Origin of the sequence: Amycolatopsis sp. CA-230715 (assembly GCF_018736145.1) — a bacterium.
Taxonomy (GTDB): Bacteria; Actinomycetota; Actinomycetes; order Mycobacteriales; family Pseudonocardiaceae; genus Amycolatopsis.
Genome location: NZ_CP059997.1, coordinates 882369 through 896013 on the forward strand (window position 1 = coordinate 882369; position 13645 = coordinate 896013).

General features: G+C 70.8%; 15 protein-coding genes. 1 reads left to right on the forward strand and 14 read right to left on the reverse strand.

The window, feature by feature from the left end:
• Positions 1-5: 5 nt before the first annotated feature.
• The 8 genes from HUW46_RS04220 to HUW46_RS04255 form a co-directional block, all read right to left on the reverse strand.
• Positions 6-506: a hypothetical protein gene (locus HUW46_RS04220; protein ID WP_254125786.1), complete on the reverse strand. Its 501-nt coding sequence runs from the start codon at positions 504-506 to the stop codon at positions 6-8.
• Between the two features lie 45 nt (positions 507-551).
• Entirely contained in the window at positions 552-1349 is a 798-nt protein-coding gene (locus tag HUW46_RS04225; protein ID WP_215546018.1) for an ABC transporter permease, read from the reverse strand.
• The gene (locus HUW46_RS04230; protein ID WP_215546019.1) at positions 1327-2193 is read right to left on the reverse strand and encodes a 2-aminoethylphosphonate ABC transporter permease subunit; all 867 of its coding nucleotides are present in this window, start codon (positions 2191-2193) and stop codon (positions 1327-1329) included. Before HUW46_RS04230 ends, HUW46_RS04225 begins: the two co-directional genes overlap by 23 nt.
• On the reverse strand, positions 2190-3269 hold the full coding sequence (locus tag HUW46_RS04235) for an ABC transporter ATP-binding protein (protein ID WP_254125788.1): 1080 nt from the start codon (positions 3267-3269) through the stop codon (positions 2190-2192). The genes HUW46_RS04230 and HUW46_RS04235 overlap by 4 nt, the downstream gene beginning before the upstream one ends.
• Positions 3269-4306, reverse strand: a complete 1038-nt coding sequence (locus HUW46_RS04240; protein WP_254125790.1) for a 2-aminoethylphosphonate ABC transporter substrate-binding protein — start codon at positions 4304-4306, stop codon at positions 3269-3271. The genes HUW46_RS04235 and HUW46_RS04240 overlap by 1 nt, the downstream gene beginning before the upstream one ends.
• Before the next feature lie 11 nt (positions 4307-4317).
• On the reverse strand, positions 4318-4992 hold the full coding sequence (locus tag HUW46_RS04245; protein ID WP_215546021.1) for a phosphonatase-like hydrolase: 675 nt from the start codon (positions 4990-4992) through the stop codon (positions 4318-4320).
• A gap of 5 nt (positions 4993-4997) precedes the next feature.
• Positions 4998-6116: a TIGR03364 family FAD-dependent oxidoreductase gene (locus tag HUW46_RS04250; protein ID WP_215546022.1), complete on the reverse strand. Its 1119-nt coding sequence runs from the start codon at positions 6114-6116 to the stop codon at positions 4998-5000.
• 103 nt (positions 6117-6219) lie between these two features.
• A complete protein-coding gene (locus HUW46_RS04255; RefSeq protein ID WP_215549661.1) occupies positions 6220-6921 on the reverse strand; it encodes a GntR family transcriptional regulator in 702 nt (233 codons plus the stop codon).
• Between the two features lie 99 nt (positions 6922-7020).
• Between HUW46_RS04255 and HUW46_RS04260 the strand changes: the two genes are divergently transcribed.
• Positions 7021-7593 (forward strand): hypothetical protein, encoded by a 573-nt coding sequence (locus HUW46_RS04260; RefSeq protein WP_215546023.1) that lies wholly within the window; start codon positions 7021-7023, stop codon positions 7591-7593.
• Position 7594: 1 nt separating this feature from the next.
• On the opposite strand, the gene HUW46_RS04265 is transcribed toward HUW46_RS04260, so the two are convergent.
• From HUW46_RS04265 to HUW46_RS04290, 6 genes are all read right to left on the reverse strand, one after another.
• A complete protein-coding gene (locus HUW46_RS04265; RefSeq protein ID WP_215546024.1) occupies positions 7595-8131 on the reverse strand; it encodes a DUF5134 domain-containing protein in 537 nt (178 codons plus the stop codon).
• A gap of 652 nt (positions 8132-8783) precedes the next feature.
• On the reverse strand, positions 8784-9944 hold the full coding sequence (locus HUW46_RS04270; protein WP_215546025.1) for a lipid-transfer protein: 1161 nt from the start codon (positions 9942-9944) through the stop codon (positions 8784-8786).
• Positions 9941-10333, reverse strand: coding sequence for a MaoC family dehydratase (locus HUW46_RS04275; protein WP_215549662.1), 393 nt, complete (start codon positions 10331-10333; stop codon positions 9941-9943). The genes HUW46_RS04270 and HUW46_RS04275 overlap by 4 nt, the downstream gene beginning before the upstream one ends.
• 1 nt (position 10334) lies before the next feature.
• Positions 10335-11294 carry a bifunctional MaoC family dehydratase N-terminal/OB-fold nucleic acid binding domain-containing protein gene (locus HUW46_RS04280; RefSeq protein WP_215546026.1) on the reverse strand — a complete coding sequence of 320 codons (960 nt, stop codon included), beginning with the start codon at positions 11292-11294 and terminating at the stop codon, positions 10335-10337.
• Positions 11291-12463 (reverse strand): acyl-CoA dehydrogenase family protein, encoded by a 1173-nt coding sequence (locus HUW46_RS04285; RefSeq protein WP_215546027.1) that lies wholly within the window; start codon positions 12461-12463, stop codon positions 11291-11293. The genes HUW46_RS04280 and HUW46_RS04285 overlap by 4 nt, the downstream gene beginning before the upstream one ends.
• Entirely contained in the window at positions 12448-13545 is a 1098-nt protein-coding gene (locus HUW46_RS04290; protein WP_215546028.1) for an acyl-CoA dehydrogenase family protein, read from the reverse strand. Before HUW46_RS04290 ends, HUW46_RS04285 begins: the two co-directional genes overlap by 16 nt.
• Positions 13546-13645: the final 100 nt, after the last annotated feature.

Genomic DNA, 13645 nt, shown 5'->3' on the forward strand with positions numbered 1-13645 from the left:
AGTAGCTACTGCTTGCGCTGCTCGCTCGTCAGCACCAGGGTGCGGGTGCCGAGCGGGTCGGCCAGCTGGGTGCTGACCACCGGGTAGCGGATGTCCATGGTGCACATCTTGTGCGTCTGCGCCGTGGTCTCGACCAGGTTCAGCACCACGCGTTGCGGTGTCTGCTCCTTGGCTTCGACGGTGGCGTGCCCGCAGCCGCCTTCCTCGGCGCGGACGATCACGGTCTTGCCGTCGGGCCCGACGGCGACGTCGCGCGGGAACCCCGCGGGCAGCGCCTTCGCGTCGAGCTGCTGCGGCGGTACCGGCTTGCCGACCTTCGACGGCGGCGGCTGCGAACCGGGTTTCGGCGACGGCTTGGGCACCGGCGGTTGTTCGGGAACCGTCGTGCCGGGCTGGCTCGCGGCGGGTCCCGAGGCGGGCGGTGGGCTGACTGCTGCTGGGCTGGCGCAGGCCGCCCCTGCGATCAGGACGAGTCCCGCACCGGCCAACTTCGCTGTGTACCTCATGCCCGTGAAGACGGAGCGGGCCCGCGATCGGGTTGCACGCCGTTCTCACCGATGTGCAGCGCGTCCCCGCGCGAGGCCGATCGCCAGCACGCCCAGCAGCGTCACCAGCAGCAACAGCACCGTGCTCGCCGAGGCGAGGAACACCTGCCCGCGGTCGGTCAGCGCGAACACGCTCGCGGGCAGCGTCCGCCAGTCCGGCGGGAACAGCATCATCGTCGCGCCGAGTTCTCCCATCGACATCGCCAGCGCCAGGCTCGCCGACGCCGACATCGACGGCAGCAGCACCGGGAGCCGCACGCGGAACAGCACCCGCGCCGGGCCCGCGCCGAGGCTCGCCGCGGCCTGCGCCAGCGCGGGGTCCATTCTGGACACCGCGGCCGAAACAGTGCTGTAGGAGAACGGCAGCAGGATCATCAAGTGTCCCAACAGGACGATCCAGCGGGTCCCGTTGAGCAGCAGCGGCGGGGAGCTGAACGCGACCAGCAGGGCCAGCCCCAGCACCACCGACGGCACCGCGATCGGCAGGTGGAACACCGTGTCGGCGAACCGGCGGACCCCGCGTGGCGCGGACTCGGCGGCGAGCGCGGCCCAGGTACCGAGCAGCAGCGCGGCCGCCGAAGCGATCACCCCGGTCTGCACGCTGACCGAAAGGCTCGCGAACGTCTCGCCGGAGAGTGCTTCCGCGTAGTGGGCGACCGTGAGCGCGTCCGGCAGCACGCCGCTCCACCCGTCCGCCAGTGAGGCGAGCACGATCATCACCAGTGGCGTCAGCACGATCGCGGTGAACAGCACGGCGAACACCGTCCACAGCAGAACCTTGCTACGCCGCGTCCACAGCAGCACGGCCGCCTCCCTTCACCGCTTTGGCGACCGCCCACCGGTAGGCGCCGTACAACGCCAGCGACAGCAGCACGTTGACCACCGCGATCACGCACGCGTCCGGGTAGTCGAAGGTCACGATCCCCTTGGTGTAGACCAGCATCGGCAACGTGATCACGTCCTTCGCGCCGATGAACAGCACGATGCCGAACTCGTTCATCGCGAGCAGCATCGTCAGGCAGGCGCCCGAGGCCAGCGACGGCAGCGCTTCCGGGAACACCACCTGGCGCAGCACCCGCCACGGGCGGGCGCCGAGGCTCGCGGCGACGTCGAGCTGGTCCGCCGGGACCTGCCCGAACGCCGCCAGCACCGGTCGCATGACGAACGGCGTGTAGAACGTGATCTCGGCGAGCAGCACGCCCCAGTGCGAGTACAGGAAACCGCCGCCGACGAGACCCGCGCTGCCGTAGAGGAAGGTGAACGCGAGCGCGATCAGGAAGGACGGGAACGCCAGCACGGTGTCGACAAGGCGCGAAAGCGCTCGGGCGCCGGGGAACGGCACGAACGCGATCACCAGTGCGAGGAACGTGCCGAGCAGGACGCAGCCCGCGGTGGCGCCGAGCGCGATCGCAACCGTCCGCCATGCGGCGTCGAGGAACTCGGGCGAGGAAAGTACCTGGCCCCACACCGAAAACCCGGGCACGCCGTCGTCGGAGACGAACGACTGGCGTACCACCAGCGCGAGCGGGTAGCAGAAGAAGCCGAGCAGCACGACCAGTGGTGGCAGCAGCCACGGCAGTGCCGAGCGGGCGCGCCGAGGACCGCGGGCCCTCGGCGTCGCGGCGGCGCTCAGCGCGATCCCGGTCATGCCCGCACCGCCACCAGCGGGCATCCGTCCGGAATGGACACTCCGACCGGCTCGCCGACACCGGGAAGACCGTCGACGGACGGCACCTCCGCGCGCACCGCGCTCGGCGGCATGCCGTCGACGGCCAGTTCCAGATCGAGCCGGAAGCCGCTCCCCCGCCACTGCACACCGGTCAGCCGCGCGGGCACGGTGCCGCCGCCGGACGCGGCGCGGACGCCGACCCGGTGCGGGCGGACACCGAGCGCGACCTTGGTGCCGTCGGCGAGCGCACTGGTCGGCTCCGCGCTCAGCTCGTGGTCACCGAGCCGGACGGTCACCCGCGCGGGGCCGTCGGCACCGATCACCTCGACCGGGATCAGGTTCGACGCGCCGAGGAAGCTCGCCGTGAACTCCTCGGACGGGCGGTGGTAGAGCCGCTCGCACGGGCCGACCTCGACCAGCCGCGAGTCGCGCATGACCGCGATCCGGTCGGCGAGCGCGAGCGCCTCGCCCTGGTCGTGCGTGACGTAGACCAGTGTCGTGCCGGGCAGTTCGGCGCGCAGGCGCAGCAGTTCGGCGACCATGTCCTCGCGCAGCGCGGCGTCCAAAGCGGACAGCGGCTCGTCGAGCAACAGGACATCGGGCCGGATCGCGAGCGCCCGCGCGATCGCCACGCGCTGCTGCTGTCCGCCGGAAAGCTCGCGCGGGTACCGCTTCGCGTAGGCGCCCATACCGACCATGTCGAGCACTTCGGCGACCCGGGACGCCACCTCGGCCTTGGGTGCCTTGCGCGACTTGAGTCCAAAAGCGACATTGTCGGCGACCCGCAGGTGCGGGAACAGCGCATAGCTCTGCACGACCACACCGAGCCCGCGCCGGTGCGGCGGGAGATCGGTGACGTCCTCGCCGTCGAGCAGTACCCGCCCCGAGCTGGGCCGGACGAACCCGGCGAGCGCCTTCAACGCGGTCGACTTCCCGGATCCCGAGGGACCGAGGATGGCCAGCGTCTCACCGCGCGACACCGTCAGGTCGAGCGGCGACAGTGCGCAGGTCTGTCCGAAGTGGACCGACACGCCCCTGAACTCGACGGCGGGCATCACCGGCCGACGGCCTTCTTGTACGCGGCGAGATCGGCGTCGAGCCTGCCGAGCACGGCGTCCCAGTCCGGCTGCCAGATCTCGACACCCTTGAGCGCCGCGGCGAACTTCTCCGCCCTGGGACCCGAAGGCGTCACGTCGGTGCACGCGGGCATGCCGTAGGTGTCCACGGCCTTGCCCTGCACTTCGGGCGAGAACAGGAAGTCGAGCAGCTTCTTCGCGTTGTCGGCGTGCGGCGCATTCGCGACGAGTCCCGCGTAGTAGGGCAGCGCGAAGGTGGAGCGCTTGCCGGTGGCGTCCGCCGGGAAGAACACGTCGAACCCGCCGCTGGAGTCGATCTCCGCGAGGTTCATCTGGAGATCTCCGTTGGCCACCAGGATCTCCCCCTTGGCGACCTTCGGCTGCAGCTTGCCGGTGGACGAGGACGGCCCGACGTTGTTCGCCTCCAGCCGCTTCAGGTAGTCGAGCGCGCCCTGGTCGCCGAGCACGTGCTGGAGCTGGAGCAGCACGGCGGTGCCGTCACCGGCCTCCCCCGGCGTGGAGTACTGGATCTTCCCCTTGAACCGGGGGTCCAGCAGGTCGTCCCAGCTCTTCGGCGGCGGGGTCGCCTGCTTCGGGTTGTAGACGAAGTCGAGGTAGTTCGTGATGACCGCGGCGTACCGGCCCCGCGGATCGCGCGCGCCGGCGGGCACCTTGTCCACTCCGGACGGTGCGGACGGGGCGAGCAGGCCCTGCGACGCGGCCCGCTGGATGAACGGGGGCAGCGTCACCAGCAGATCGGCCTTGGTGTTCGACTTCTCCTTCTCCACCCGGGACGCGACCTCGCCCGAGCCCGCGGTGACGGCCTGGACGGTGATCCCGGTCTGCGCCTTGAACTCCTCGAACCGCTTGGCGTACCAGTCCTCCAGACCGTCCACTGTGTACACAGTGACGGTCTTGCCGTCCTGGCCGCCGCCCGCGGTTCCGCCGCAGGCGGCCAACGCGAACGCCAGCAGCCCGGCGAGCGCGACCGACATCGCGCGCAGGGTGTTCTTCATGGTGGGCTCCTTCAGGCGAGCAGATCGGGAAGTTCGGTGACGGAATCGAGGACGTGGGTGGCGCCCGCCGCGGTGAAGTCCGCGCGCGCACCGGCACCGGTGAGCACCCCGGCCACGACCGACGCGCCCGCACTGAGTCCGGTGACCACATCGGACACCGTGTCACCGGCGACCGCGATCCTGCGGACATCGGTGACGCCGAGGCGCAACGCCGAAGCGAGCACGAGATCGGGCATCGGCCTGCCGCGCACGCCGTCGCCGGGCGCGAGCGTGAGATCGGCCAGCTCGTGCCAGCCGAGCGCGGTCAGGATCGCTTGCTGCGTTTCGGGGGCGAACCCGGTGGTCAGCGCGACCTTGACGCCGCGGGACCGCAGCGCGCGAATGGCGTCCTCCGCACCGGGAACCGGCTCGCACTGGCCATCGGCGACGAGCTTCGCGTAGGTCCGCTGGAACTCCTCGTTGGCCGTCGTGGCTCGCTCTTCGTCGCCGTCGAGCAGCGCGCGGAACACGGTGATCTTCGACTGCCCCATGGTTTCCACGACGTAGTCCAGCATCGCAGGGAACCGGGAGTCCGTTTCGGACACTCCGGCGGCGCCGATGGCGGCGGTGAACGCGCGGATCACCAGCCCGTCGTCGGCCACGGTGGTCCCGGCCATGTCCAGCACGGCGAGTTCGAAACGCTCCATTGTGGTCACAGTCCTGCCTCCTGCGCGGTGTCTTCGGCGATGGCGGGCGAGCACGTCATGCCGCGCCCGCCCGGTCCGGTTATGAGCCAGGTGCGTTCGGCGATTTCCGCGCGGTGCACGATCTTCGAAGGATCGGTGGCCTGCGCGTAGACCCCGGCCCACCGGCGGACGATCCGCGGCAGCGGCCTGCCGAGCAGCCCGCTCGCGACCTCGCCGAGGTGCCGGTACGGGTCTTCGGTCACGTCGAAGCCGAACGGCTGCGCGTACTCGTGGGTGTCGCCGATGGTCAGCGAACCGTCGAGGCGCTGGACCATCAGCAGTTGCATGGCGGACGCGGCGGCGACCGGCGGTTGCGGCTGCGCCTCGGCGAGCGCGTCGAGCGACGGGCCGCGGTACGCCGGGTAGTAGCGGAAGGAATCGGCGTCGGCGACGGAGGTGGTGAGCCGTTCGCCGAGCGGCTCGGTCTGCGCCATCTGCAGCCGCACCCGGCGCACCGGGATCTCCCCGGCGACTTCGCGGACGAGCCCGCCGAGCCAGGCGCCGGTGCACAGCAGCGCCACGTCCGCGCCGTGGGTTTCCCCGCGGTCGTCGCGAACGCCGCCGTTGACGAGGTCACGGACCTCGCGGCCGGGCAGCCAGGTGTACCGGCCGGTCGCGGTGAGCGCGGCGCGCAGCGCGGGCTGGGCCGTCCTCGGCTCGACGGCGCCGTCGCGTTCGCACCACAGCGCACCGAGAAAATCGCCGCGCAGCGCGGGATTCAGCTCGCGGGTCTCGGTGGCGTCAAGGAGCTTGAACCCGCGGTCCGCGGCCTCGGGCCCCTCGGCGACCTCGCGCGCGACGGCGAGTTCGGCCTCGGTGCGCACCACCGTCAGCGAACCGTTGGCGCGGAAGCCGAGTTCCGGCACCCGAGCGCCGATCCGCTCCCACAGGCCGCGGGCCCTGACCGCGGTCGCGAGTTCCGCCCCGCTCGCCCTGCCGCCGACCCAGACCAGGCCGAAGTTGCGGACCGACGCGCCGCGCGCCTCGGCCTCGCGTTCGATCTGGACCACTTCGTGGCCCCGCTGGACCGCTTCCCAGGCGTGCAGCGTGCCGAGCACGCCGCCGCCGACCACAAGTATTCGCACACCGAGAACGGTCGCCCGATCGAGCGAACGGGCACTGGCCAGCGCGGTAACGGAGGGTTAAACGGCCTCGAATATTGGACTAGATGAGTTACCGTTCTGTTATCTACTTTTCCGGGGTCAGGCGCGCGCTGAAGCTGAGCCGATCGCCCCGGAACAACGAGCGCACGCGTTCGAACGGCTTACCGTCGGCGTCCCAGGAAACCCGGTGCATCAACAACATCGGCAGCGCCGGGTTCGTGCCGATGAGCAGTGCTTCCCTCGGGCTCGCGAGCACGGTTTCGACCCGTTCGTCCGCACCGGCGAACACCACGCCCAGCTGGTCGCGCAGGCACGCGTAGAGCGAATCCTCCGGGTCGAAGACGTCCAGCAGGGTCGGGAACCGCGCCGCGACGAGGTAAGTGGATTCCAGCCCGACCCGTTCGGAATCGGCCAGCAGCACGCGTTCGAGGTGCACGACCTCGTCGCCGGTGCCGATGCGCAGCTCGCTCGCGAGCCCGGCGTTCGCGGCGATCCGTTCCAGGGTGATCAGCGACCGGCCCGGCTCGATGCCCTGCCTCCGCAGGCCCTCGGTGTAGCTGACCAGCGCGAGCGGCTGCACGAGCTTGGGGCCCGCGACGAACGTGCCGCTGCCCTGGCGGCGGCGCAACCGCCCGTCGAGCACCAGCTCGCCGACGGCCTGCCGCAGCGTCGCGCGCGAGACGTCGAACCGTTCGCACAGCTCGCGTTCGGACGGCAGCGCCGCGTCGTCACCGAGTTCGGCGATGACGTCGAGCAGGGCCACTTTCACCGCGTAGTAGCGCGGCATCCGCCCGTGCTCCGGGATTCCGTCGCGCACCGGACCGTCGGCGGTCTGCGTTCGTCGAGCATGCACGGGTACGGAGCTTAGAGCGCCATAATCGACGCCGTGTCCCCCATGACCGAAGCCGCGGCGGCGCTCGACGACAAGAACTGGGCCGGCGGCTACTACGAGCTGGCGATCGATCTCGGTACGGCCGATCGTCTCCAGGAGGCCGTCGACGCGCTCCGGCGCGCCGCACGGATCGACGGCTCGGTGACGCGCGACGGGCGCGCTGTGGCGTGCACGGTCGCGGCGCTCGCCGAACACGTCCAGTTGTGCGGAACCGTCCGGCTCCCCGGCGGCGCGCGGGTGGTGTGCTCGGTCTACGCGACCCGGTACGACGACGGCACGACCTGCCTCGACCTTTCGCTGCCGCTCGGCGCGCTGGCCAGGACGGACCGGCGGATCGGCGGGTTCCCGTTCGGCGATTCGGGAGGCGCCGGATCGCTGGCCTGGCGCGAATCGCTCGACACCTGGCTCGCCGCGGTGGGCATGGCGGTGTTCGACGCGGTGCCGTTCCGGCTCGCGGCGATCGGCTTCGAACTCGACGCGTCGATGGTGGTGCCCACCGGTGACCGGTTCGAGGGCTATCTCGTCCCCGAAGACGGCGGGCCGCGCTACCTCCCGGCGAACCGGTGACTCAGAGCGAAACGAACAGCGTGTACGCCATGCCCGCGCCCATCAGGCCGCGGCACACCGTTCTCGACACCGGTCGTTCGCGGACCGCGCGCACGGCCGATCGCACCGCGTCGGCGGCGAAGTAGGCACCCGCCGCGATCGCGACGGCGGGCAGCGCGAGCTGATCGCTTCCGTGCCCGGTGTGCGGCATGGCCGTCACCATGTAGAACATCACCACGGCGGTGACCGCGTGGTGCCCGCCGTGGCAGGCGCTCGCTTCGTCGTCGCGGCGGCCGCGCCACCAGACGAGCGCGAGCCAGCACGCGGCCAGGCCCAGCACGGCCTGCCAGCCCGCGGCCGGGATCGGCCCGCCCACCGGGGACACCATCGCCACCATGGCGACGGTCATCAGCAGCTCCGCGAGATCGTCGGTGCGGGTGGGCGTGCCCGTGTCGCCGGTGCCGCCATGGTCGAACCGGACGAGTCTGCGCGCGCACGGGAGCACGAGCAGCGCGAACACGACCGTCAACGCCCACGCCACCGGCTCCGGTCCGTGCACGGCACCACTTTCTCGCAGAATCCCCGCAGTGAACGGGTTCCACCGTGCCAGGCGGTGACCGCGATCGCCAGCCCCCTCCTTCCGCGACGCCCCCCCGAAGGATGCTCCTACGGAGAGCCCGCTGAGGATCTTGCGAGAGGTCGGAGCCGGTTTGCCCTGAAGGCCACCTTCACGGCAGTGAGTGCCCGAAACTCGGCCCTCACAACAACATCCCCGGCCCGAGGCGCTATGACGCCATGCCCCGAAGGTGACTTTCGGGGCGCTGGATTCCCTGAAGGCCACAGTGATGTCGGGTGCGCGGCACGATGATCGGCGGCGGAGGTCCCCGAAGGCCACCTTCGGGGACCCTAGCGCCACTTTCTCGGCCCTCGCTCACGCGCGGATGAGGCTGTGCCTGCCCCGAAGGTGGCCTTCGGGGCGCTCAACGCCGCATATTCACCCCTCGCACGCTCGACCACCACGACGCGCCTGCCCCGACGGCCCGCCGCGGGGTGGAGCGGGCGGCGGGAATGCGGTGCGAGGGCCGAATTCGCGGCGTCTACCGCCCCGAAGGCCACCTTCGGGGCGGTCGCAGCCCCGCACGCACGGCCGCGAGGGCCGAGAAAGTGGCGCTGGATTCCCTGAAGGTGGCCTTCGGGGCATGCGGAGGCGGTCAGCCGGAGGCGAGGACGAGGCCGCTCGTCGGGACCCCGGTTCCGGCGGTGACCAGCACGTGCGCCACGCCGTCGACCTGGTTGGCCGCGGTTCCCCGCACCTGCCGCACGCCCTCGGCGATCCCGTTCATCCCGTGGATGTAGGCCTCGCCGAGCTGGCCGCCGTGCGGGTTCAGCGGCAGCGTGCCGTCGAGTTCGAGCGTGCCGCCCGCGATGAAGTCCTTCGCCTCGCCGCGGCCGCAGAACCCGAGTTCTTCCAGCTGCATCAGCACGTACGGGGTGAAGTGGTCGTAGAGCACCGCGACGTCCACATCGGACGGTCCGATGCCCGCGCCAGCCCACAGTTGCCGCGCGACCACGCCCATCTCGGGCAGCGCGGCGAGGTCGTCGCGGTAGTAGCTCGTCATCACGTACTGGTCGGTGCCGCTGCCCTGCGCCGCGGCGGCCACCACGGCGGGCGGGGTGGGCAGGTCCCGTGCACGTTCGAGACTCGTCACGACCAGCGCCACGCCGCCGTCGCTTTCCTGGCAGCAGTCCAGCAGGTGCAACGGTTCCGCGACCCACCGTGAAGCCTGGTGCTCGGCGAGCGTGATCGGCTTGCCGTGGAACCAGGCGTTCGGGTTCGTCGCGGCGTGCTTGCGGTCGAGCACCGCGATGCGGCCGAAGTCCTCGCTCGTCGCGCCGTACTCGTGGAGGTAGCGCCGCGCCAGCATCGCCACGGTCGCCGCCGGCGTCGCGATCCCCATCGGGTAGTGGAAGCTGTTGTCCACACCGGACGAATTGACCTGCTGTGCGGCGGCCGAGGACACCTGGCCGAAGCGCTGGCCGGACCGTTCGTTGAACGCGCGGTAGCACACCACGACCTCGGCCGCCCCGGTCGCGACCGCGAGCGCGGCCTGCTGCACCGTCGCGGCCGCCGCGCCGCCGCCGTAGTGGATCCGGCTGAAGAAGGTCAGCTCCCCCATGCCCAGTTCGCGGGCGAGGGAGATCTCGCTGGTGCCGTCCATCGTGAACGACACCAGTCCGTCCACATCGGACGGCTGGAGTCCAGCGTCGGCGAGTGCGGCGCGCACCGACTCGCACGCCAGCCGCAGTTCGCTGCGCCCGGAATCCTTGGAGAACTCGGTGGCGCCGATCCCGGCGATCGCAGTCGCTTTCACGAGACCACCTCCGGCAAGGTCACGCCGACCGTCCCTTTGAGATGTTCGCCGAGCGAGTTCGTCCCGGTCACCGCGATCACCAGCTCCCTTCCGTCGGCCTCGGCGACCTGACCGGACAGGATCAGCGTGTCGTAGGCGTAGCACGGCACCCCGAGCCGGATCTTGATCGAGCGGACCAGTGCCTCCGGCCCCGCCCAGTCGCTGACGAACCGCTGCACGAACCCGGTGTCGGTGAGGATGTTGAGGAAGATGTCCTTCGACCCGCGCGCCACCGCGGCGTCGCGGTCGTGGTGCACGTCCTGGAAGTCCCTGGTGGCGAGCGCGGTGCTGACGATCACCGTCGGCGTCACTTCGATCCGCAGCTCCGGCAGAGTCCGGCCGACCTCCATGTCAGGCACCTCCCCGCACCCGCCACGCGGGCAGCGTCAGCTCGTCGTCGATGCGGAGGAACACCGATTCGACAGCGAGTCCTATGTGGACTTCTTCGGGCGCGACGTCGATCAGCTCGCCCAGCACGCGCACGCCTTCCTCCAGCTCCACGAGCGCGACCACGAACGGCAGCCGCTTTCCCGGCACCTTCGGGTGGTGGTGCACGACGTAGCTGTACACCGTGCCGAGACCGCTCGCCACGACGTAGTCCGGTGTAGCCTCCAGATCACCGTCCGGCGGCATCGGACCAGGCGGGTGCCGCAGCGTGTCACCCCATCGCTGGATCCTCAGCTCGCCGATCTTGGTACCGGCCCAGAAGAACTCGGTGTCCTTCGACACCACCGGGCGCAGGACACCGGCGGCCAGCTCGCCCGCGTCGATGATCCGGTCATCCACAGTGGACTCGTCAGGGGGCTCCGACCCTGGCGGCCGGAACTTGAGCACCCGGAACAGCATCTCGGCCACCGGTTCGCCGTCCACCGACCAGGTCGTGGTCGTGGTGACGAACCAGCCTTCACCGAGCGCGGTGGTCTTCGGCCCGACTACACTGTCCAAAGTGGTCGTTGCGGCCACGCGCTCGCCTTCGCGGAGGTAGCGGTGGTAGGTCTGCTCCGAGTTGGTCGCCACGACGGAGGTGAAGCCCGCTTCGTCGAGCGCGGTCATCATCGCGCCGAGCGGGTCGTCGTCCGCGCGTTCGCCGTGCAGCCCGTTCATCGTCCACACCTGCGCCATCGCGGGCGGCGCGACCAGTCCGGAATGGACGGTACCGGCGGCGAACTCCGCGTCGGTGTAGACCGGGTTTTCATCGCCGATCGCCTCGACCCAGTTGTGCACCATGGCCTGGTTCACCGGGTCGCGCCCGAGCCTCGGGGACGATGCACCGGCCGCCTTGATCGCCGCCGCGGTTTCGAGGATGCTCATCGCGGCACCCTCGGCAGCCCCAGCCCCGCGGTCGCGATCAGCTCGCGCTGGATCTCGTTGACCCCGCCGCCGAAGGTCAGCACCAGGTTCCGCTTCGCCACGTTGTCGAGCCAATCCATCAACTCCGCCGTCTCCTCGTCCGCGGGATCGCCGTGCCTGCCGACGACCTCTTCCAACCGCCTGCTCACCTTCGGCAGGCGTTCCGAACCGAACACCTTCGTCGCCGAGGCGTCGGCCACGTCGACCGGCGACGACGAGGACGCGGCGGCGACCTGCCAGTTGAGCAGTTCGTTGATCCTGGTGACGGCGGCGGCCTCGGCGAGCACCGCACGGACGTCCGGCAGCTCCAGCAGCGGGGTTCCGTCCGGAGTGGACCGTGCCGACGCCCACGCGCGCACCCGGTCGGCCGTGCCGCCGATCCGCCCGGCGGGGCCGAGCATCACGCGCTCGTGGTTGAGCTGCGTCGTGATCAGGCGCCAGCCCTCGTTTTCCTTGCCCACCAGCATTTCCACCGGAACCCGCACGTCGCTGTAATACGTCGCGTTGACGTGGTGGGCGCCATCGCAGGTGATGATCGGCGTCCACGAGTACCCGGGATCGCTGGTGTCGACGATCAGGATTGAGATGCCCTTGTGCTTCGGCGCCGACGGATCCGTGCGCACCGCGAGCCAGATGAAATCGGCGTCGTGCCCGCCCGTGGTGAAGATCTTCTGCCCGTTCACCACGTACTCGTCACCGTCGCGGACAGCCGTGGTCCGCAGCGAAGCCAGGTCCGTCCCCGCGTCCGGCTCGGTGTAGCCGATGGCGAAGTGCACCTCGCCCGCGAGGATCTTCGGCAGGAACCGGGCTTTCTGCTCGTCGGTGCCGAACGCCTGCAGCGTCGGGCCGACCGTCTGCAGGGTCACCGACGGCAGTTGCACGTCCGCGCGCGCGGCCTCGTCGGCGAACAGGTGCTGTTCGATCTCCCCGAAACCCCGGCCGCCGTACTCGCGCGGCCAGCCGACGCCGAGCCAGCCGTCGCGCCCCATCCGGCGCACGATCTCGCGGAAGACGCCGCCGTGCCGCTCGGTGCGCATCGCGCTACGCTCCTCCGGCTTCACCAGCGTCGCGAAGTAGTCGCGGAGCTCGGCGCGCAGTTTCCGTTGCGCCGCGGTCAGTTCGAGCTGCATGAGGCCACTCCAGATTCGGTCGACGCGCTGCCGCCGACGGCGCGCACCAGGTCCTTCGTCAGCGAGTAGTAGCGGTGCAACGGGTAGGTGACGTCCACGCCGAGGCCGCCGTGCAGGTGGTGGCAGGTGCCGAGCGCGGCGGGCGCCTCGTGCGCGAGCCAGTACGCCGCGACGTCGAGATCGCCGTCCGCGTCCAAACCGGACCCGAGCCGCCACGCCGCGGACCGCGCCGCGAGGTCCAAGGTGCGCGAAGCGATGTAGACGTCGGCGACCTGCTGCGCGACCGCCTGGAACGTCGCGAGTGGACGTCCGAACTGGTGCCGGGAGCCGACGTGCGCGCTGGTGAGGTCGAGCGCACCCGCCAGCACACCGTCCGCGAGGGACACGGCTCCGGCGAGCGCGAACCGCCGTACGGTTGCGAGCGCCTCGCCGGGCGCGTGATCGTCTAGTGCGTCCTCATCGGACACTGCGACACCGTCGAGGTGGATCGAACTCTCCGGCAGCCCGCTTGACGACGGCGTCGATGCCAACGCCATCCCTTCGGCTGCGGGGTCCACGAGGAACACCGCGGTCCCGGTCGGCGTCGAGGCAGGCACGAGGATCCGTTCGGCGGCCGCGGCGAACGGCACCCCGATCTTCGTTCCGGTGAGCCGCCAGCGACCGCCGTCGGTTTCGGCGCGGGTGCGGGGTTTCGCGGTCAGCGGGGCCGACGGCTCGTGCAGCGCGGCGGTGAGCAGCGTCTCCCCCGCCGCGACACCGGGCAGGAACGCGGCCCGCTGCCGCGGCGAGCCCAGCGCGTCGACGGGCAGCACGCCGTAGGCGAGCGCGGCCAGTGCGGGCACCGGCGCGGCGGCGCGGCCGATTTCGGCCAGCAGCACCGAGATCTCGGTCACGCCGAGCCCGTCACCACCCAGATCCGCTGGCAGGGCAAGGGAAAACAGCCCGGCGTCGGCCAGTGCGCGCCAGGTTCGGGTGTCGTACCCGGCGTCGTGCCACGTACGCTCGTGATCGAGTTCTTTGCGCAGGATCCCGGTCGCGAGATCGGCGATCTCGCGCTGGGTCTCGTCGAGGGTGAAGTCCATCTTCGCTCCTCACGGCCGCCGACGCGACAAATACTGAAACGTGTTCTAGTATTGAACAGTCTTACTCGATGATGGCGGCTCGCGGCAACCCCGGGACGAC

What these genes read in the sequence shown, in the direction of transcription:
- HUW46_RS04220 (WP_254125786.1), bottom strand. Translation starts at nt 506, where the DNA reads ATGAGGTACACAGCGAAGTTGGCCGGTGCGGGACTCGTCCTGATCGCA.
- HUW46_RS04275 (WP_215549662.1), bottom strand. Translation starts at nt 10,333, where the DNA reads ATGGAGGTCGGCCGGACTCTGCCGGAGCTGCGGATCGAAGTGACGCCG.
- HUW46_RS04245 (WP_215546021.1), bottom strand. Translation starts at nt 4,992, where the DNA reads ATGGAGCGTTTCGAACTCGCCGTGCTGGACATGGCCGGGACCACCGTG.
- HUW46_RS04285 (WP_215546027.1), bottom strand. Translation starts at nt 12,463, where the DNA reads ATGCAGCTCGAACTGACCGCGGCGCAACGGAAACTGCGCGCCGAGCTC.
- HUW46_RS04290 (WP_215546028.1), bottom strand. Translation starts at nt 13,545, where the DNA reads ATGGACTTCACCCTCGACGAGACCCAGCGCGAGATCGCCGATCTCGCG.
- HUW46_RS04230 (WP_215546019.1), bottom strand. Translation starts at nt 2,193, where the DNA reads ATGACCGGGATCGCGCTGAGCGCCGCCGCGACGCCGAGGGCCCGCGGT.
- HUW46_RS04280 (WP_215546026.1), bottom strand. Translation starts at nt 11,294, where the DNA reads ATGAGCATCCTCGAAACCGCGGCGGCGATCAAGGCGGCCGGTGCATCG.
- HUW46_RS04255 (WP_215549661.1), bottom strand. Translation starts at nt 6,921, where the DNA reads ATGCCGCGCTACTACGCGGTGAAAGTGGCCCTGCTCGACGTCATCGCC.
- HUW46_RS04240 (WP_254125790.1), bottom strand. Translation starts at nt 4,306, where the DNA reads ATGAAGAACACCCTGCGCGCGATGTCGGTCGCGCTCGCCGGGCTGCTG.
- HUW46_RS04235 (WP_254125788.1), bottom strand. Translation starts at nt 3,269, where the DNA reads ATGCCCGCCGTCGAGTTCAGGGGCGTGTCGGTCCACTTCGGACAGACC.